Below are 18,499 nucleotides of genomic sequence, written 5' to 3' on the forward strand. Positions count from 1 at the left end.
CCTACATCTTCACCCCGCGCAGGGTGCGCACCACCATCACAGCACAGAGAATCATAAGCACCACGCCGATAGCCGAGGTGTAGACCACGCCTGAGTCGAAGGCGTGCTGGGCTGAGGCCAGCAGGGCGGCACCTGTCTCCCCGCCGATGTTCTCAGCCACCTCAGCTGCCCCACCTAGGGTCTCGCGGGCGGCGTCCGCGTCCGCAGCACTAACCCCTTCGGGAACCACCAGGTGGGCAACGTAGGCCGCGTTCAAAATCGACCCCAGAATCGCAGTCCCCATGACCGAGCCGGTCTCATAGGCGGTCTCCGAGATAGCGGACGCCGCACCCGCCTTGTGCGGGGGAACAGCGGCCAAGATGATGTCGTTGGTCAGGGTCTCAGCAAAACCAATGCCCACACCCAGCAGAGCAAAGGCCACCAGAATACCGGTATCAGAGCCTGAATCGGCGGTGAAGAAGACCAGGCCGAAGGCTGCCGCGTTCATCAGCAGGGCCCCTGAAATGACGACCCAGGGCTTGAGGACCTTGACGATATAGACAACCACTAGCCCCGCAATAACGGTCAGTGCCAGACCAGGCAGCAGCAGAAGGGCGGCACTGAAGGGGGAATGGCCGCTCACCAACTGCAGGTGCTGGGAGACGAAGTAGAGGAAGCCAACCAGCGAGAAAATCGCCATGAGGTTGGTCAGTACTGCGCCGGTGAACTGCTTGTTCGTGAAGAGGCGGACGTCCAGCATGGGGTTGGTGCGGGCCAGCTGACGGCGGGTGAAGACAAAACCACAGATGGTTGCTACCAGCAGCAGGGCGACGGTGAGCAGGTCGAAGCCGTCGTGGGCAAAGTGCTTGATCGCGTAGACGAAGGGGGTCATGGTCGCCATGATCAGGGCGATACTGACGAAGTCGATGGCGCCGGGGGCCGGGTCCTTGGAGTTAGGAATCAGCCAGAAGCCCAGCAGGAGCATGGGCAGCAGGACGGGCACGGCCATGAGGAAGACCGAGCCCCAGTAGAAGTGCTCCAGTAGGAACCCGCCGACGACCGGGCCCAGGGCTGCGCCGCCTGCGAAGCCTGAGGCCCAGATGGCAATAGCGGTGCGACGTTCGGTGGCGTCGGTGAACATGTTGCGGATGATGGAGAGGGTCGCGGGCATGAGCATGGCCCCGAAAATACCCATACCGGCGCGGGCGGCAATGAGCCAGGCGGCGGTGGGGGCGAAGGCGGCGGCAGCTGAAATAACGGTAAAACCTAGGCCACCAATCATGAGCATGGTGCGGCGGCCGAAGCGGTCACCCATGCTACCTGCGGGAATGAGTAGGCCCGAGAGAATCAGGGGGTAGACGTCGTTGATCCAGAGCAGCTGGGTGCCGCTGGGGGAAAGCTGGGATGAAATCTCAGGCAGGGCGAAAGAGAGCACGGTGTTGTCGACTGAGACCAGCAGCACCGGCAGCATGAGGACGGCCAGGGCCGCCCAGCGGCGGGAGTAGGGGGTGGTTGGGGTTGTGGGGTTGGCGGCTCTTATCTGGCCGGTTGCGGGGTGCATGTCTGCTCTTTCGTGCGGTTTGGGCTACCTGGGATTGGTGCGGGCGCGGTGCCGGTTAGGAGGCAGGCGGTGCGCTTGGCCGCTCATCGGTAGCTGGGTGCCGGGGAAGGCACATTCCCTACTGTACCGTCTGGACGGTTTTGTTTTCAAGTGGGGGCCCGGTAGGGTTGGGTGTATGAGTTCTCGCGAAAAAATCCTCGACGCCTACGAAGCCCTACTCATCGAAGAGGGGGAGCGGGCGGCGTCCTTGAACGCCATTGCCGCCCGTGCCGGGGTGTCCAAGGGGGGTCTGCTCTACCACTTCCCTGACAAGACAGCCCTGATTGACGGGCTTCTGGGGCGGGCCTGGACGCTTGCCGAGCAGGACTTTAAGGCTATGGCAGGTGACCCGGAGGGGGCCTGTGCCTACTATGTGCGCACCTCCATGTACCAGGACACCCCTTTTGATCGGGTTTTTGTGGCCGCCTCCCGTCTGCGTCAGGACGCTGCCGAAAAGGTCGCTGAGGTCTACGACAGGATCCAGGGACGCTGGTTTGAGATGATCCGGGCTGAGACCCCCTCGGACGCAGCAGCCCGCGCAATCTTGCTGATGGGGGACGGGCTCTACTACAACGCGGCGGTCGCCAGTAGCGAGTCCCGCCCCAACCTGGCCCTCAGCGGCGATATGGACGCCCTGCTTGAGGTGGTAGAGCAGCTCAAGGGACGTTAGCCAGCCAGCACAGCAACCGTCTCGTAGGGCCGCAAGACCAGCTCGCTGGCTCCCAGTTCGGGCTCATTCTTGTAATTACACAAAAGCACAGACCCGGCCGCGAACTCGGCAGGCAGCTGCAGGCGGGCGTCCTTACCGTAGAAATTGCAGAGCACCAGCAGACGCTGGCCCTCATGCTCCCGCACGAACCCGTAAACACTCTCGTGCTCCCGGGCAAAAGGCTCGAAAGAACCCTCAGCGATCAGCGGCAACTCGTGGCGCAGGCGCACCAGCTCCCGGTAGAAGGGCAGAATGGTGCCCTCAGCCTCTTCGCGCTCCACATTAATCTCGGCCTGTGAGGTGGGCATCAACCAGGGCTTTACCCGCGAGAACCCCGCGAACTCCGATGAATCCCACTGCATGGGGGTGCGCGAGTTATCACGGGACTTCTTGGTGACAATGCGGAAGGCCTCGGCCTCGCTCACGCCCCGCTCCTGCAGAATGGCAAAGGCGTTGTGGGATTCAACGTCCACGTAGTCAGCCATCGACGAGTAGACGGGGTCAATCATGCCGATTTCTTCACCCTGGTAGATGTAGGGGGTGCCGCGGGTCAGGTGCACGGCGGCAGCCAGCATGGTGGCGGACTCAGCCCGGTAACGCTCCACATCGCCAAAGCGGTTGAGGGCGCGGGGCTGGTCGTGGTTGTTGAAGAAGGAGGCCTGCCAGCCGCCTCCCGCCTGAATACCTACTGCCCAGTCGGTCAGCAGACCCTTAAGGGTCATGAAATCAAAGGGAACGTCAGACCATTTTTCAGCACCGTCATAGTCCACCTTGAGGTGGTGGAAGGAGAAGACCATGTCCAGCTCCTGGTTGGCCGGGTTGGTGTAGCGCACGCTGCTGTCGATGGTGGTCGATGACATCTCACCCACGGTCAAGGTGCCCTCGGTGTCGCCAAAGGTTGCCCGGTGCAGTTCCTGCACCCAGGGGTGGACGCGGTCGGTGTCGGTGTAGATGAGTTTGTCGTTTTCGCCGGGGGTGGCATCCCGGAGGTTCTCAGCCTTGCCAATCACGTTGAGCACGTCAAAGCGGAAGCCGCGAACGCCCTTGTCTTTCCAGAAATTTACGACCTTAAAGAGTTCAGTCCGCACGGCAGGGTTGTGCCAGTTCAGGTCTGCCTGGGTCACGTCGTAGAGGTGCATGTAGTAGAGGTCGGTGTCGCCAAACTGTGACCAGGCCGGGCCTCCAAACTTGGATTCCCAGTTGGTCGGCAGGGAGCCGTCCTCCTGGGCCGGGCGCAGGTAGAAGAAGTCCTGGTATTTCTTCTCGCCGGCCAGAGCCCGCTGGAACCACTCGTGCTCGGTGGAGACGTGGTTGAGCACCATATCAAACATGACCCCGATTCCCTCCTTCCCCAGGGCTGCAATGAGCTCTTCGACGTCCGCCATGGTGCCCATGAGGGGGTCTACCTCGTAGTAGTTGGCGATGTCGTAGCCGTTGTCGTTCTGGGGGGAGAGGAAGAAGGGGTTGAACCAGACCATGTCCACCCCGAGGGAGGCAATGTAGGGGACCTTCTCGATAATGCCCCGCAGGTCGCCCACGCCGCTGCCGGATGAATCCCGGAAGGACTTGGGGTAGACCTGGTAGATGACCTTATGGTGAAAGCTCACTGGTTGCTCCAAGGGTAAGGACGCCGTCCGCCTCGGCAGGGTGCCCGGGGCCAGCTGGGGGCCGGGCATATCTGGCGGTGGTGCGTCGAAAAGACGAAAGAGGACGTACCCACCCGGGGGTGGCTACGTCCTCAACCTTACCTGTCTAACAGGTGCTTGTCTGTCGGCCAGCTGCTATCTGGAACTTTATTCAGAAACCGGAATTTCCTGGCGGCGGTGAGCGAAATCCAGGTAACGGAACTTGTCAGCCCGGTGGCGGGAGATGGTGTACTGGAAGGCCTGGCCGTTGTCGAGCATGGTGATTGAGGTGGTGACGGCAACGTATTCGCCTGCGTGCAGGTTGAGGTACTTGGCGTCGTTGGGGGTGGCCTGTTCGACGGTGATCTGCTTGGCAGATGAGGCGATGTTCAGGCCCAGGGTCTGCTCGAAGTAGGTGTAGAGGGAGTCCTCTGCTGCTTCGCGGGGCAGGTTGGGAACGACGCTCTTGACAATGTAGTCGTGGTCGACAATCGCGGGGGCGCCGTCCATGTGGCGGACGCGCATGACGTGGGTGACGGGCACCTGTTCAACGTCGCCGTCGGTGAGGGCCTGGAAGGGTACATGGGGGAGGACGGCGTCCTCTAGGGCAATGAGTTCAGTTTGGGTTTCGCGGCTGGTGGACTCGGCGAATTCCTTGTAGCTGACCAGGGATGATACGGGAATGGAGTAGCGCTTGTGGTCGATGACCAGGGAGCCCTTGCCCATGATGCGCTGGATGTAGCCGCGGTCGGTCAGGATAGCCAGGGCCTTGCGGGCGGTTTCGCGGGAGACGTTGTACTTTTCGGTGAGCTTCTTTTCGCTGGGGAGGAGGTCGCCGACGCCGTACTTGCCCTCGTCGATGTCGCGGGCGAGGTCGTGGTAAATGCGTTCAAATTTTCCCATGGTGGTTCCTCTGTGGGTTGAGCGGTAGATGCAGAAGAAGAGGGGGAGTGGTTCTTACTGCTATTTGTTTTTTATAGTTTAGGGTTCAGACATTAAGTTTTCGAGGTTTCTGACCATGAGAAAACTGCCAATCGTTGGACATGATTGGTGCACCACTGCATATTTTTATTTTTAAAGGCTCTGACAAGGGGTAATGGTGAAACCAACCTGCCTGTCTGACAGGTGATGTGGCGCAGTAGACAGAGAAAAATATATGGAAAACCACCCTGACGCGGCGTGTTTTCGAATGGTGAGAAGACCGGGGGTGGACGACAGGGCACGGACGACATAGCGCGGTAGCATCACCGCAGAAGCAGGTCCCCAGCCCCTCCCTGCCAGGCCTCCCCGCCCAGTCCGCCAGCAGCTTCCTGGCGCCCCCTACTGTTACCCCATGTGACGGCACATATACAAAAGCTTCCACCAGGCCATTGAGCTGGCATACAGTGATGTCACCACCAGGCGCACCAGGCAGAACCCCCAGCGTCCTGCCCCAAGAGTGCGCCCCCCCGTTCGTGAAAGGAACGCCCCGCGTGAACACCACCTGGAACCCAGCCCAGTACCTCCGCTACAACTCAGAACGCACCCGCCCCTTCGCTGACCTGCTCGCCCGCGTCCCCCAGCAAGAGCCCGCCCTGATTGTAGACCTGGGCTGTGGGCCAGGAAACGGCACCGCCCTGCTCCGCGCCCGCTGGCCCGAAGCTCGAATTCTCGGAATCGACGGCAGCGCAGACATGATCGCTGCCGCTACCGCCAGCAACACCGACCCCGCAGTCGAATACCGCCACCAAACCATTGAGGACTGGCTGGCTGAGGTCGAAGAAACCGGCGAACGCCCCGATCTCATCGTCTCCAACGCCGTTTTCCACTGGATCGAAAACCACATCGACCTCATGCCCCGCATCGCAGCCGCCCTCGCCGACGGCGGTAGCTTCGCCTTCCAGGTAGCGGGAAACTTCCTCGCCCCCACCCACTCCCTCCTACGAGATATCGCCGCCGAACCCGAGTTCGCCCCCTACATCAGCACCAAGCTCATCGACTCGGTCACCCCCGCCGGCGCCTACATCGAGGCCCTATCTGGCGACGGTTGGGACGTGGACGCCTGGGAAACCACCTACCAGCACGTCCTACAGGGCCAAGACCCCGTATATGAGTGGCTGGCCGGGGCAGGGGCCCGGCCCGTCCTCACCGCCCTACCTGACGGCGTCCGCGACCGCTTCGCCGACCGATACCGGGCCGCCCTGCGCGAAGCCTACCCCGCCAGCAACGTCGGTACCATTCTGCCCTTCCGCAGAATCTTCACCGTCGCCACCCATGTCGGCGCCCAGGCCCTCGCCGCCTAGGCCCCAGCGGGCCTAGCCGAAGAGACGCTCAGTGGCCAGGCGGGCACCTGCCGTCAGCGATTCCAGCTTGGCCCAGGCCAAGTCGGGGTGCAGGCGTCCGCCCAGGCCACAGTCGGTTGAGGCCACCACGTTCTCCTTGCCCACCACCTGAGCAAACTGCTCAATGCGCTGGGCAACCAGTTCAGGGTGCTCAATCAGGTTGGTCGAGTGGGAGACAACACCGGGAATGATGTACTTACCCTCGGGCAGCTCCAGATTCTCCCAGACCTTCCACTCGTGGGCGTGCCGGGCGTTAGCGGCCTCAAAGGTGTAGCCGGCGGCGTCAATCGATAGCAGAGTATCGGCCAGGTGCTTGAACTCCAGGTCGGTGCTGTGGGGCCCGTGCCAGGATCCCCAACACAGGTGGAAGCGGGTCTGCTCGGTCGGAATATCCTCCAGTGCGTAGTTGAGGGCATCTACCGCCACCTGAATAAAATCAAGGTAGTCGCGGACGCTGGGCTCAGGGTTAATCTGATCCCACCCCTCAGCCACTGACGGGTCATCAATCTGCAGGGTGAAACCGGCATCGGTGATGGCCTTATACTCCTCTTTCAGCACCTCCGCCCAGGCGTAGATATGCTCCTTATCGGTGGGGTAGTAGAGGTTGCCTACGCGGGCAGCAGAGCCCGGCGACAGGGCGGCAACAAAAGCGCTGTGCGCCCCCTTGCCCTCGGTCGCGGAAGCCAGATTGCGGACGTCCCGCCCCACCTCGTCCTGCCCCTGGTAGGTCAGCGGGGCGACGGTAACAGGGAAGCTGCGGTCGGGGTCGTTTCCCAGATCGAGCTCCGCGGTGTAGAAGTCCTGAAAACGGGTCCAGTCACGGCGGTCAGCAAAGCTGGTGTACTTGAGCTTGCCCGGCTCAGAACGGTGTACCTCGTTGGCGGGGTTGCCCTCGGTCAGCAGCTTCAAGCCACCGGTGCGGGCAAAGGAGTAGTGCCACCAGGCGCCGTAATCCACGGCCTGACTCATGGCATGCCCGTACTCGCCGTCGTTCACAATGTCGATACCGATGTCTACCTGGCGGTCAATCACTGCCTGGGTTTCCTCGGTCAGAATCTGCTGGAAATCTGCCTCCTCGATACTGCCACCGCGGCGGGCGGCATTAGCTTCAAGCAGGCGCTGGCTGCGCGGCAGAGAACCAACATGAGTGGTCAGAATACGGTCGGTATTGATGGGCATGATCTGCTCCTAGGTTGTTCCTACGGCTGTAGACACCACCGGCTGATCCCTTCGAACGTGGCCTATCCAGCGGTGTTATACCTAGCTAACACCCGGTAGAGGCCCCCGGCCAAGACTGAGACAATCTAAGTCAGTACATTTCAAACATGACCCCTAGCGACGCTCCCCCGTCACACACCCGTCAAAATGTACAAGGACAGTAACAAGCCAGCACACACCCTGAGCCACCAACAGACCACCTACCGCCCGGGCAAATCTATCCCTCGTCACCAGAAGCATGGCCCAAGGCAAGGGAAATAAGCCTCACGGTAGGGCCCCAGTCAATATATGAGATTGGTTCTTTCACCCTGTAGGCTCGTCAAGAGCAGGCGTAAACTAAAAGCCAAACTTTCGTTCAAGACTCACAGGGAGCTACAAATGCCAGAACTGCGCTCGCGCACATCCACCCACGGCAGAAACATGGCAGGTGCCCGCGCACTGTGGCGCGCCACCGGCATGGGCGACGACGACTTCGGCAAGCCGATTATCGCTATCGCCAACTCCTTCACCCAGTTCGTGCCCGGCCACGTCCACCTGAAAAACATGGGCGAACTGGTTGCCGGTGCTATCCGTGAAGCTGGCGGTGTTGCCAAGGAATTCAACACCATCGCTGTGGACGACGGCATCGCCATGGGCCACGACGGTATGCTCTACTCCCTGCCCTCCCGCGACCTGATCGCCGACTCGGTCGAATACATGGTCAACGCCCACCGCGCTGACGCCCTGGTCTGCATCTCTAACTGCGACAAGATCACCCCCGGTATGCTCATGGCCGCTATGCGACTGAACATCCCCGTCATCTTTGTCTCCGGCGGCCCCATGGAATCCGGTGAAGGCATCGAGGGGGTCGTTGAGCACCGCCTTGACCTGGTGGACGCTATGGTCATGGCCGTGGACGACAGTGTCAGCGACGACGCCCTAGCCCAGGTTGAAAAGAACGCCTGCCCCACCTGCGGCTCATGCGCCGGTATGTTCACCGCTAACTCCATGAACTGCCTGAACGAGGCCATCGGCCTGGCCCTGCCCGGTAACGGCACCACCCTGGCCACCCAGGTTGCCCGCAAGCAACTCTTCCTCGAAGCGGGCACCAAGATTGTTGAGCTGGCCAAGCGCTACTACGATCAGGACGACGAGAGCGTCCTGCCCCGCTCCATCGCCACCAAGGCTGCCTTCGAGAACGCCATGGCCCTGGACGTCGCCATGGGCGGCTCCACCAACACCGTCCTGCACATCCTGGCGATTGCCCACGAAGCCGGCGTTGACTTCACCCTGCGCGACATCGACGCTATCTCCCGCAAGGTGCCCTGCCTGGCGAAGGTCGCCCCCAACTCCACCAAGTACCACATCGAGCATGTGCACCGCGCCGGTGGTATTCCCGCCCTGCTCGGCGAGCTGGACCGCGCCGGTCTGCTGAACCGCGACGTCCACTCCGTACACGCCGACTCCCTTCAGCAGTGGCTCTCTGACTGGGACATCCGCTCCGGTGCCGCCACCGACACCGCCAAGGAGCTCTTCCTGGCTGCCCCCGGCGGCGTCCGCACCACCCAGGCCTTCTCCACCGCCAACAAGTACGAGTCCCACGAGACGGACGCCGAAAACGGCTGCATCCGTGCCGTTGAGCACGCCTACACCAAGGACGGCGGCCTGGCCGTTCTCTACGGCAACATCGCCGAGGACGGGGCCATCATCAAGAGCGCCGGTATCGACGAAGAGCTCTTCCACTTCGTTGGCAAGGCTTTTGTGGTGGAGTCCCAGGACGAGGCTGTCTTCGAGATCCTGTCGAAGAACGTGAAGGAGGGCGACATCGTCGTCATCCAGTACGAGGGCCCCAAGGGCGGCCCCGGCATGCAGGAAATGCTCTACCCCACCTCCTACCTCAAGGGCCTGGGCCTGGGCAAGAAGTGCGCCCTGATCACCGACGGCCGCTTCTCCGGCGGCACTTCCGGTATCTCCATTGGCCACATCTCTCCTGAAGCAGCAGCCGGTGGCGCTGTGGGCCTGATCGAGCACGGCGATGAAATTGAGATCGATGTTCACAACCGCATCCTGCGCGTGAACGTCTCCGATGAGGTGCTGGCTGAGCGCCGCGCCAAGAAGGGCCCTGCCCCCTGGAAGCCCACCAAACCCCGTGAGCGCCAGGTCTCTACCGCCCTACGCGCCTACGCCTCCATGGTGACCAGCGCCGACAAGGGTGCTGTGCGCATCGTCCCCGAGTAAACCTCGGCCTTTTCACAAAGCACAAGGACGCCCGCCCCGGCTTACGCAAGCCGGGGCGGGCGTCCTTGTGCTGGGGACCTTCTGCCGGGTTGCCTCTGCGTCCGGCCACCCGGCCGTACCCCGTGAGTGCCCACCAGACTCGCACGGTGCTTACGCGCGGGGTGGACGCTGTGCGAGGATCGTGGACGTTCATCTCGGGTGGGTCTTCACCGGTTGCAGTCACCGGACGCTGCGCGAGGGGCGTGGACGTTCACCGAGAGAGTGAACGGGCAACCGATGTGGCTTTACCTGTTGGCAAAAGGGCGCTGAGTTGATATAGCTTTAAAGAGTAAGCAAAACAACTATAGACACCCCTAGGAGATGAATAATGTGGAAATCACGCCTGCACATATCAAGAAAACTGAACTAACCTGGGAACCCCCGGACTACACCAGCTCCTACCCGGCTGGCTTCACCGAGCAGGGGGTGGCCGTCATTGCCGTGGTCATGGACCAGGTGCAGGTCGCCGGGGATTGCCATGTCGGGCTGAGCGCCTTCGTCTTTATCTCCCGCGAAAACGGGGACCGCGAGATTATCGAAAGTGAACCGATTTCTGAGTCCCTGACCCATAGCCTCATGGACCCGTGCGACACCGTCCACACGGATATGCTGGGACGCGCTATCTTGGCTGCTATGGACGTCATCCCCGAGGAGTACAAGACCAACCTCATTACGGTGGCTGCCGATAAGCATTACCTCAAACTGCTGTTCCGCAGGTTCACGGCCTTCCGCGAATTTTTGGAATACCGGTCAATTGACAAGGTCATGAACCCTTACGAGTCGCACTCTCTGGGGGAGATTCATGTGAAGTTGATAGGTACTCCGGCTGGTGAGGTCATGCCGCATTTTATGGACGAGGCCTCGCGCCTGGCTCATAGCGAGCTTGAGAAGAATACCGCCCAGCTTCCGGTAGAAAAGCTGACTGAATATAGCGTTTTTACTGATTGTTCCTTCCGCGCAACCAACAACAAGCGTTACCTCAAGGGCGGCCGTATGGGCATTGGCGGGGTGAGCGAGGACGGCTTCTTCTTCCACTCCCACTACGATGCAACCAACATTATGACCGGGGAGCTCTCGGCCATGCTGGCTGCCTTTAATATCTTCTACCACGGGGGCCGGCAGCTGATTATTCACACGGATTCGCTGGGGGCGCTGACCTTCGTGCTGCGTCTGGCCCATAACCGCTGGGTCTATAACACCTGGGTTGAAGAGGGGGTGCAGAACCAGCAGGTTCTGGACGAGATGGAGCGGCTGACCGAGGCCATTCGGGAGCGTCGGGTGCTGGTGAAGCACATTCCGGGGCATACCGGGCATGGCTTGCAGGAGTCATCGGATTCAGTGTCGAAGATGCACCGGCACTTCCCCGGGCAGATTGTTGATAAGGGGCATGTGTCTGAGTTTAACCAGCGGTGCGAGGCTATCATTACCGCCCTGTCTGGGTGTGAGAAGGCTTTGCGGCTGCCCTGTGAGGACTGGATTCAGATCCGCCCGTCGGTGGTCCACGCCCGCAACCGCCTGTGGAAGTAGCAGGTTCCTTGCCCTAGGTACCATTTAAATCAGAAAAACCCACCTAGTTGGTGGGTTTTTCTGATTTAAATGGTACAAACTGGCCGGGAGCCGGGAGCCGGGAGCCGGGAGCCGGGAGCCGTGGTGGTGCGGACGTCCGCCGCTAGGCTACGTCCTGCTTTTCCTGGCGGGCGCGGCGCAGCAGCCAGATGAAGACAACCACCAGGGCCAGGGCTACCAGGGCGTAGACCACCTTGGAGTACTGGTCAATGACGCCTTCAACAGCGTGCCAGTTTTCGCCCAGAACCCAGCCGCAGTAGATGAGCAGGGCGTTCCAGACGGAGGAACCGAGCAGGGTGTAGAGGCCGAAGGTCAGCGGGTTCATGCGGTCGATACCGGCGGGAATCGAGATGAGTGAACGAATACCGGGGATGACGCGGCCGATGAGGATGGAGGCCTTGCCGTACTTGTCGAACCAGGCGAGGGCGGCGTCAACGTCCTCAACCTTGACCAGCCACATCCAGGCTGCGATCTTGCGCAGGCGGTTGGCACCGATGGCTGCACCCAGGTAGTAGAGGAAGTAGGCGCCGGTGAGTGAGCCGACGGTCGCCCAGATGAAGGCGGCCACTACGTTGATTGAGCCCTGGGAGGCGGTGAAGCCGGCCAGCGGCAGGATGACCTCGGAGGGGATAGGCGGGAAGATGTTCTCAAGGAAGACGGCCAGGCCAACGCCGGGGGAGCCGATGGCCTCCATGACAGAGATAACCCAGTCGATAATGTTCTGGAGCACAAGTGCCCTTTCTACTGCAGGTGCGGGCAGACTACCCGGTGACAAAACTCCCTCTATTCTCCCTTAGAACCCTGTATTTGACTATGGTCTAAGGTGTGCACGGGCTGTGGGTTTTGGTCACGTTGGGCAGGGGCGGCTGAGCGTCTATTAGAATCGCGCGGTGCTTACGCGCGGGATGGACGTTACGCGAGTTTGGTGGGCACTGGCCGAGGTGGGGGATGGGGTGCCCTGCCTTCCCGGTAACGCTGCGTAACCTGTTCACACGGTGAAATAAGTTACCGCCCTCCCCTGGGCATGGGCGACTATTGAAGGTAGAGAAGACTCACCTACCCCGAGGAGCTTTCATGGCCGAACATACTTTTGGCTTCCGCACCCGTGCCCTGCACGCGGGCGGTACCCCCGACGCCGAGCACGGTGCTCGTGCGGTTCCGATTTACCAGTCCACCTCCTTTGTTTTTAAGGACGCGGATGACGCCGCCAACCTTTTTGCCCTGCAGAAGTACGGCAACATTTACTCCCGTCTGGGTAACCCCACTGTGGCGGCGCTGGAAGAGCGTATCGCTTCGCTGGAGGGCGGTATCGGTGCGGTGGCGACCGCTTCGGGTATGGCCGCTGAGTTCATTACCTTCGCGGCGCTCTGCCAGGCTGGGGATCATATTGTTGCTTCGTCCAACCTCTACGGCGGCACTATCACCCAGCTGGACGTTTCCCTGCGCCGGTTCGGTATCGACACTACCTTTGTGGACGGCACTGACCCGGCCGACTATGCCGCCGCGATTCGTCCTGAAACCAAGGCTGTCTACACCGAAATCGTGGCTAACCCCTCGGGTCAGGTCGCTGACCTGGAGGGTCTGGCCCGCGTGGCCCACGAGAACGATATTCCCCTGGTCGTGGACGCCACCCTCTCTACCCCCTACCTGATTCGCCCCATCGAACACGGCGCTGACATCGTGATTCACTCGGTCACTAAGTTCCTGGGCGGGCACGGCACCACCTTGGGCGGCGTGGTCGTCGAGTCGGGCCGCTTCAACTGGGGCAACGGCAAGTTCCCCACCATGACCGAGCCGATTCCCTCTTACAACAACATTTCTTGGTGGGGTAACTTCGGCGAGTACGGCTTTTTGACCAAGCTGCGGTCGGAGCAGCTGCGCGACTTCGGCCCCTCCCTCTCAGCCCAGGCAGCTTTCAACCTGCTGCAGGGTGTTGAGACCCTGCCCCAGCGTATGGACGCCCACCTGGCTAACGCTAAGGAGGTCGTCGCCTGGCTGAACGAGGACGCCCGTATCTCTTACGTTAACTACGCTGGCCTGCCTGAGCACCCCCACTATGAGCGGGCTCAGAAGCTGCTGCCGCTGGGTGTTGGGTCGGTCTTCTCCTTCGGCGTTGCCGGCACCGAGAAGGCGGGCGGACGCGACGTGGGCGCCGAATTCATCAAGAACCTGCAGCTGGCCTCCCACCTGGCCAATATTGGTGATGCCCGCACCCTGATTCTGCACCCGGCGTCCACCACCCACCAGCAGCTGACCGCTGAGCAGCTGGCTGCCGGTGGCGTGGGCGAAGACCTGATCCGTATTTCGGTGGGTCTGGAAGATGCCGTCGATATCATCTGGGATTTGGACCAGGCCCTGACCATTGCCTCCGGCCGCAACCATGCCGGTGAGGTCGTTGGTGTTGCTAGCGCTGATGAGCTGGTGGCCCGCCGTGAGGCTGCCGAGGCTGAGGCTGCTGCCCAGAAGGCTGCCCTGGAGGCGGACGCTGCCGCCCACGCTGCCGAACGCGCCGCGCGGGAGGGGGCTGGGACGTCCGCCCCGGCGTCCGCGCCTGCCTGCGAGATCCCTGCACCCAAGAAGGAGGCCTAAGCCGTGACTGAGATTCGTACCTGGGAAGGCCCCAGCGCACCCGAGCGACTGAAGATTCTGCACGAGACTAAGTCCATTGCGATTGTGGGTATGTCTGACAAGATTTCGCGCTCTTCATATTTTGTGGCGACCTATTTGCAGTCGTCGAGCCCTTACACCCTGTATTTTGTGAACCCGATTTTGGCCGCTAAGGGTAAGGAGGTGCTGGGGCAGAAGGTGTATGCGTCGCTGGCTGATCTGCCGGTGGCTCCTGACCTGGTGGAGATTTTCCGCCGCAACGAGGATTTGCCCGGTGTAGTGCAGGAGGCCATTGAGGTGGGCGCAAAGACGGTGTGGATGCAGCTGGGCTCCTGGAATGAGGAGGCTGCACGGCTGGGTGAGGACGCCGGGCTGAACGTGGTGATGGACCGGTGCGTGAAGATTGAGCACGCCCGCTTCCACGGCGGCCTGCACCTGGCAGGGTTCGTGACCGGCGTGATTTCGTCCAAGCGCCAGGTGCTGGCCTAGCCCCTGGGGTAGGTACCATCTAAATCAGAAATGACCACGAACTAGGTGGTCATTTCTGATTTAAATGGTCTTTTCTTGAGGGGTAGAGGCAAGGAACAGGGCTGTCTGCAGTTGCACCAGTAGGTAGCACCTTCACGAAAAAGCTGGTGAAATAGGATGAGGGCTTCATGAGACTGATCTTCAAAGAAGTTTGGAGATGAGCCCTAGTGATTATAGTCAGGTAGCTTATCCCCGCATGTGCGGGGATGAGCCCTCACCATTGAGTTGGGTCAGCGATGGGTGGAGTTTTCATTTTCGGGCTTTTCTATAGCGTCATAAGAGCGCAACACCCCTCAAAAATACTTCACAAGTAAAGTAATTCCGCCCGCTTCAGATAGACTAAACCCATGAAACTCATTGAGCCTCGCCCCGTGCCCCTGGGTGGGCTGCGGGCCATGACCGTCCGCCGCCTACTGCCCTCCCGCGACCGCCGCATGGTCGGCGCCTGGTGCTTCATCGACCACTACGGCCCCGACGACGTCGCCGTCACCGGCGGCATGCGCGTCGCCCCGCACCCCCACACCGGTCTGCAAACCGCCAGCTGGATCTTCACCGGCACCGTCGAACACCGCGACTCCCTCGGCACCGTCGCCGACGTCCGCCCCGGCGAACTCAACCTCATGACCGCCGGCTACGGCATCAACCACTCCGAATACTCCACGCCAGATACCACCGTGCTGCACGGCATCCAACTCTGGATCGCCCTGCCCCGCGACGACATGAACACCGCCCCCGCCTTCGAAAACTTCGTGCCCGAAGCCCTCACCTTCGGCGGGCAGGGGAGTGGGCAGGACGTGTCCGCCCCGGCTGGAGTGCAGGCCCGCGTCTTCCTGGGGGAGCTGGGCGTGACCGTCGATGGGGAAACCAAGACCGGCACCTCGCCCGTCACCACCTTCTCGCCCCTGCTGGGCGCGGAAATTCTAGTGGGCACCCCCGGCTCAGAACCCCGGGCCGACAAGAACCCGGCAGGAGACGCCCCGCGCCGAACCCTCACCCTGACCCTCAACCCCGAGTTCGAGCACGGGTTCGTGGTCGATACCGGTGCCCTCCTTATTAAGGGCCAGCGCGTCGCCGCCGACGAAATGCTCTACATTGAACCCGGCACCGAAGAGCTGACTATCGAGGCAATCGGCGCTACCCGCCTGATCCTGCTCGGCGGTACCCCCTTCGGTGAAAAAATCACCATGTGGTGGAACTTCATCGGCCGCACCCACGAAGACATCGTCGAGGCCCGCGCCGCCTGGAATGCCCAGGCCGAGAGCTTCGAGGCCGTCACTGCACCGGCGGGTTCCTCTGGTGCTGACATCGTGACCGACGGTGCCCTGGCGGCAGGCCGGGCAGAGGGGCAGGACGGAGCCGCCGCGACCCCGCGCTTCGGTGGGGTCGTCCTGCTACCTGGCGAATATCAAGAACAGCCCCGCACGTCCGTCATACCGGCCCCGGAGCTGCCCAATGCCCGCCTGAAGCAGCGCGGCGACTGAAACTGAGCCCTTGGGTGGGCGAAAAATACTTAGCGGGTCACGGGTTCGATGCGAAACCGTGACCCGTTGCCCTGTGTGGCGCAAATTTCTTCTAAAAATAGCAGACAGGTCTAACAACTTGTCTAATGGGTGGGTGACCAGTGGAAACAGGGCAAAAATCGAGGCGAAATCTCTGCGCGACGCAAGGCCTGGCCGCTAAAAAACCAACTTTTTGTAACGATTTGGTATACATCGTTACCAAATCGTTATAAGCTTGTCGGAGTCCAATCAGCTTCGGAAAGAAGCATGGGAGCCCACAACCCCCACACTGGGCCACCCAGCAGTAGCAGCAACCCGGCTGCGAAAATCTCAAGAAGAGACGAAAGGTACAACATTGCGTCGTTCACTCTCAGTAGGTGCAGTAGGCGTCCTGATCTCAGGTGCAGTCCTCGTAGCAGCAAACGCTGATGCAGCAGCAGAAGCACCCCAGACCACTGTAGACAGCAAATCCGTCATCGCTGCTCCTGCCCTGAAGGCCTTCGCCGCAGAAGCACCCAGCAAGGTTGTAAGCTGGGGCATTCCCGCTTATGTTGTAGCCCCTGCAGCCCCCGTCGAATCAACCCCCGCAGTTGAAGAAGCTCCCGCCCCTGAAGCGCCGGTAGAAGCTCCTGCTGAGGAAGCTGCCCCCGCCCCCGAGGCTCCCGTTGAAGAAACCAACGTCACCACCCAGGCTGAAACCGTAGAGGTCATCGAGGCAGCGCCTGCCCCCGCCCCGGTTGAAGAGCCCGCTCCCGCTCCTGTTGAGGTAGCCCCCGTAGCTGAGCCTGCCCCCGCTCCTGTTGCTGAGCCCGCTCCGGCCCCCGTTGAAACCGCAGCTCCTGCTCCCGTAGCTACCCCCGAGCCCACCCTTTCAGTTGCCACCAACCAGGCCAAGCGCGACGCCGTCGTAGCTGCCGCTAAGGCCGCTGCAGCCGTCAACGCTCAGACCGACTGCACCATGCTGGCAACCAACTCCCTGCGCGCCGCTGGCATCAACTTCCACGGCTGGCCCATGGAATACATGTCACTGGGTACCGTAACTTCCAACCCCCAGCCCGGCGACCTGGTTCTTTACCAGTCCAACGGCTTCGGCCAGCAGCACATCGCCGTTTACATTGGCAACGGCCAGGCTGTGCACGGCGGCTGGAACGGCATGGGCACCACTATCTTCTCGGTAAACCTGCCCACCGCGTCCGCACCGATCTTCGTATCACCCGCTGGCTACAACAGCTAAGGCAACCGCCAACAGCGTCTTTTCTTGAGAAAAGCCCCGCTCCCTCACCAGGGAGCGGGGCTTTCTGTTTGTGGGCTTGGCGATAGTCCCCGGTATTTGCCCAAGAAGCGCGTCATAAATGCGTAACAATAATTATTTCCCTTGCAAGTATCGGGTGTAGGCTGTAGCGATACCCACCGCTCAACCACGAAAGGGAAAACCATGGCAGGCTTTACCACTCGCGCCATTCACGCCGTCCACTCCAACGAAGAGCAGGCCGTCGTGCCCCCGATCTACACCGCCTCCACCTTCGGCCAGCCCACCGACGGCACCGAAGGCCCCTTCGAATACCAGCGCGGCGGCAACCCCACCCGCTCCAAGGCAGAAACCACCCTCGCCGCCATCGAGGGTGCCGAGCACGCCTTCCTCTACGCCTCCGGCATGAGCGCCACCGCCGCCGCCATGGGCATCCTGGAACACGGCCAGACCCTGCTCATGGGCATGCCCGTCTACGGCGGCAACTACCGCTTCGCCACTATCGAACTGCCCAAGCGCGGAGTCGCCTACGAACTGGTCTACGACCTTTCCACCCTCTCCGACGGCCACTTTGAAGGTAAGAACGTGGGCATGGTCTTTATCGAGACCCCCTCCAACCCCACCCTGCGCGTCACCGACATCAAGAAGGTCGCCGAGCTGGCCCACCGCCACGGGGCCCTGCTGGTCGTCGATAACACCGTCATGACCCCCTACCTGCAAAAGCCCCTGGAACTGGGTGCCGACATCGTCGTGCAGTCAGCCACCAAGTACCTGGCCGGTCACGGTGACCTGCTCGCGGGCGTCGCCACCACCAATGACACCGACCTGGCTGACAAGCTCTTCAAAGCCCAGCTGATCTCCGGCGGCGTGCTCTCACCCATCGACTCCTACCGCCTGCTGCAGAACGTCAAGACCCTGGCCCTGCGCATGGAACGCCAGCAGGCCAACGCCGAAGCCATCATCGAGGCTGTCGCCGCCCACCCCGCCGTAGAGACCGTCTACTTCCCCGGTTCCTACAGCGCCGAAGAAGCTCAGATCCAGGCCGAACAGGCCACCGGCAAGGGCGCCCTCTTCTCCTTCACCGTCAAGGAAGGCCACGACATCAAGGCCTTCCTCGACTCCCTCAAGGTCTTCACCTTCGCCGTCTCCCTCGGCGGTATTGAGTCCCTGGTCTGCCTACCCACCACCATGACCCAGGGCGCCTACTCCCCAGAAGACCGTGACGACGCCGGCCTCACCACCCGCCTGGTGCGCGTAGCAGTCGGTATTGAGGACGTCGACGATCTACTGGAGGATATGACCTCTGCCCTGGATGCTGCCTAGGGCGGGGTAAAGATACTAA

14 protein-coding genes are annotated in these 18,499 nt (G+C 61.5%); 9 read left to right on the forward strand and 5 right to left on the reverse strand.

The window, feature by feature from the left end; translation table 11 throughout:
* Position 1 precedes the first annotated feature (1 nt).
* On the reverse strand, positions 2–1,540 hold the full coding sequence (locus ACMXX3_RS06055; protein ID WP_421083851.1) for an MFS transporter: 1,539 nt from the start codon (positions 1,538–1,540) through the stop codon (positions 2–4).
* Between the two features lie 175 nt (positions 1,541–1,715).
* Here ACMXX3_RS06055 and ACMXX3_RS06060 point away from each other — a divergent pair, with 175 nt between their 5' ends.
* The gene (locus ACMXX3_RS06060; RefSeq protein WP_421083852.1) at positions 1,716–2,249 is read left to right on the forward strand and encodes a TetR/AcrR family transcriptional regulator; all 534 of its coding nucleotides are present in this window, start codon (positions 1,716–1,718) and stop codon (positions 2,247–2,249) included.
* Here the strand turns inward: ACMXX3_RS06060 and ACMXX3_RS06065 are convergent.
* Positions 2,246–3,895 carry an alpha,alpha-phosphotrehalase gene (locus ACMXX3_RS06065; RefSeq protein ID WP_421083853.1) on the reverse strand — a complete coding sequence of 550 codons (1,650 nt, stop codon included), beginning with the start codon at positions 3,893–3,895 and terminating at the stop codon, positions 2,246–2,248. The two genes, ACMXX3_RS06060 and ACMXX3_RS06065, sit on opposite strands and share 4 nt — an antisense overlap.
* 186 nt (positions 3,896–4,081) lie before the next feature.
* Positions 4,082–4,816, reverse strand: coding sequence for a trehalose operon repressor (treR, locus tag ACMXX3_RS06070; RefSeq protein ID WP_421083854.1), 735 nt, complete (start codon positions 4,814–4,816; stop codon positions 4,082–4,084).
* Positions 4,817–5,385: 569 nt separating this feature from the next.
* Between treR and ACMXX3_RS06075 the strand changes: the two genes are divergently transcribed.
* Complete coding sequence (locus tag ACMXX3_RS06075; protein WP_421083855.1) at positions 5,386–6,195, forward strand: methyltransferase domain-containing protein; 810 nt, start codon at positions 5,386–5,388, stop codon at positions 6,193–6,195.
* Between the two features lie 12 nt (positions 6,196–6,207).
* Here the strand turns inward: ACMXX3_RS06075 and ACMXX3_RS06080 are convergent, their stop codons facing one another.
* Positions 6,208–7,413, reverse strand: a complete 1,206-nt coding sequence (locus ACMXX3_RS06080; protein ID WP_421083856.1) for a cobalamin-independent methionine synthase II family protein — start codon at positions 7,411–7,413, stop codon at positions 6,208–6,210.
* A 417-nt stretch (positions 7,414–7,830) separates the two neighbouring features.
* On the opposite strand from ACMXX3_RS06080, the gene ilvD reads away from it, so the two are divergent.
* A complete protein-coding gene (gene ilvD, locus ACMXX3_RS06085; protein ID WP_421083857.1) occupies positions 7,831–9,669 on the forward strand; it encodes a dihydroxy-acid dehydratase in 1,839 nt (612 codons plus the stop codon).
* A 360-nt stretch (positions 9,670–10,029) separates the two neighbouring features.
* The gene (locus ACMXX3_RS06090) at positions 10,030–11,235 is read left to right on the forward strand and encodes an RNase H family protein (protein ID WP_421083858.1); all 1,206 of its coding nucleotides are present in this window, start codon (positions 10,030–10,032) and stop codon (positions 11,233–11,235) included.
* Between the two features lie 142 nt (positions 11,236–11,377).
* Here ACMXX3_RS06090 and ACMXX3_RS06095 read toward each other — a convergent pair whose 3' ends face one another.
* Positions 11,378–12,004, reverse strand: coding sequence for a DedA family protein (locus tag ACMXX3_RS06095; protein ID WP_421083859.1), 627 nt, complete (start codon positions 12,002–12,004; stop codon positions 11,378–11,380).
* 344 nt (positions 12,005–12,348) lie between these two features.
* Between ACMXX3_RS06095 and ACMXX3_RS06100 the strand changes: the two genes are divergently transcribed.
* The 5 genes from ACMXX3_RS06100 (at position 12,349) to ACMXX3_RS06120 (ending at position 18,480) form a co-directional block, all read left to right on the forward strand.
* Positions 12,349–13,863: an O-acetylhomoserine aminocarboxypropyltransferase/cysteine synthase family protein gene (locus ACMXX3_RS06100; RefSeq protein WP_421083860.1), complete on the forward strand. Its 1,515-nt coding sequence runs from the start codon at positions 12,349–12,351 to the stop codon at positions 13,861–13,863.
* A 3-nt stretch (positions 13,864–13,866) separates the two neighbouring features.
* Entirely contained in the window at positions 13,867–14,370 is a 504-nt protein-coding gene (locus ACMXX3_RS06105; RefSeq protein WP_237201539.1) for a CoA-binding protein, read from the forward strand.
* 386 nt (positions 14,371–14,756) lie between these two features.
* On the forward strand, positions 14,757–15,890 hold the full coding sequence (locus tag ACMXX3_RS06110) for a pirin family protein (RefSeq protein ID WP_421083861.1): 1,134 nt from the start codon (positions 14,757–14,759) through the stop codon (positions 15,888–15,890).
* 373 nt (positions 15,891–16,263) lie between these two features.
* The gene (locus ACMXX3_RS06115; RefSeq protein ID WP_421083862.1) at positions 16,264–17,142 is read left to right on the forward strand and encodes an NlpC/P60 family protein; all 879 of its coding nucleotides are present in this window, start codon (positions 16,264–16,266) and stop codon (positions 17,140–17,142) included.
* Between the two features lie 201 nt (positions 17,143–17,343).
* A complete protein-coding gene (locus ACMXX3_RS06120; RefSeq protein ID WP_421083863.1) occupies positions 17,344–18,480 on the forward strand; it encodes a trans-sulfuration enzyme family protein in 1,137 nt (378 codons plus the stop codon).
* Positions 18,481–18,499 lie beyond the last annotated feature (19 nt).

Origin of the sequence: Rothia nasimurium (genome assembly GCF_049068285.1) — a bacterium.
Classification (GTDB): Bacteria; Actinomycetota; Actinomycetes; order Actinomycetales; family Micrococcaceae; genus Rothia; species Rothia nasimurium_I.

Bases quoted from the DNA above. Each gene is read 5' to 3' on its own strand.
- ACMXX3_RS06055 (WP_421083851.1), bottom strand. From the start codon at position 1,540: ATGCACCCCGCAACCGGCCAGATAAGAGCCGCCAACCCCACAACCCCA.
- ACMXX3_RS06060 (WP_421083852.1), top strand. From the start codon at position 1,716: ATGAGTTCTCGCGAAAAAATCCTCGACGCCTACGAAGCCCTACTCATC.
- treR (WP_421083854.1), bottom strand. From the start codon at position 4,816: ATGGGAAAATTTGAACGCATTTACCACGACCTCGCCCGCGACATCGAC.
- ACMXX3_RS06080 (WP_421083856.1), bottom strand. From the start codon at position 7,413: ATGCCCATCAATACCGACCGTATTCTGACCACTCATGTTGGTTCTCTG.
- ilvD (WP_421083857.1), top strand. From the start codon at position 7,831: ATGCCAGAACTGCGCTCGCGCACATCCACCCACGGCAGAAACATGGCA.
- ACMXX3_RS06090 (WP_421083858.1), top strand. From the start codon at position 10,030: ATGAATAATGTGGAAATCACGCCTGCACATATCAAGAAAACTGAACTA.
- ACMXX3_RS06100 (WP_421083860.1), top strand. From the start codon at position 12,349: ATGGCCGAACATACTTTTGGCTTCCGCACCCGTGCCCTGCACGCGGGC.
- ACMXX3_RS06110 (WP_421083861.1), top strand. From the start codon at position 14,757: ATGAAACTCATTGAGCCTCGCCCCGTGCCCCTGGGTGGGCTGCGGGCC.
- ACMXX3_RS06120 (WP_421083863.1), top strand. From the start codon at position 17,344: ATGGCAGGCTTTACCACTCGCGCCATTCACGCCGTCCACTCCAACGAA.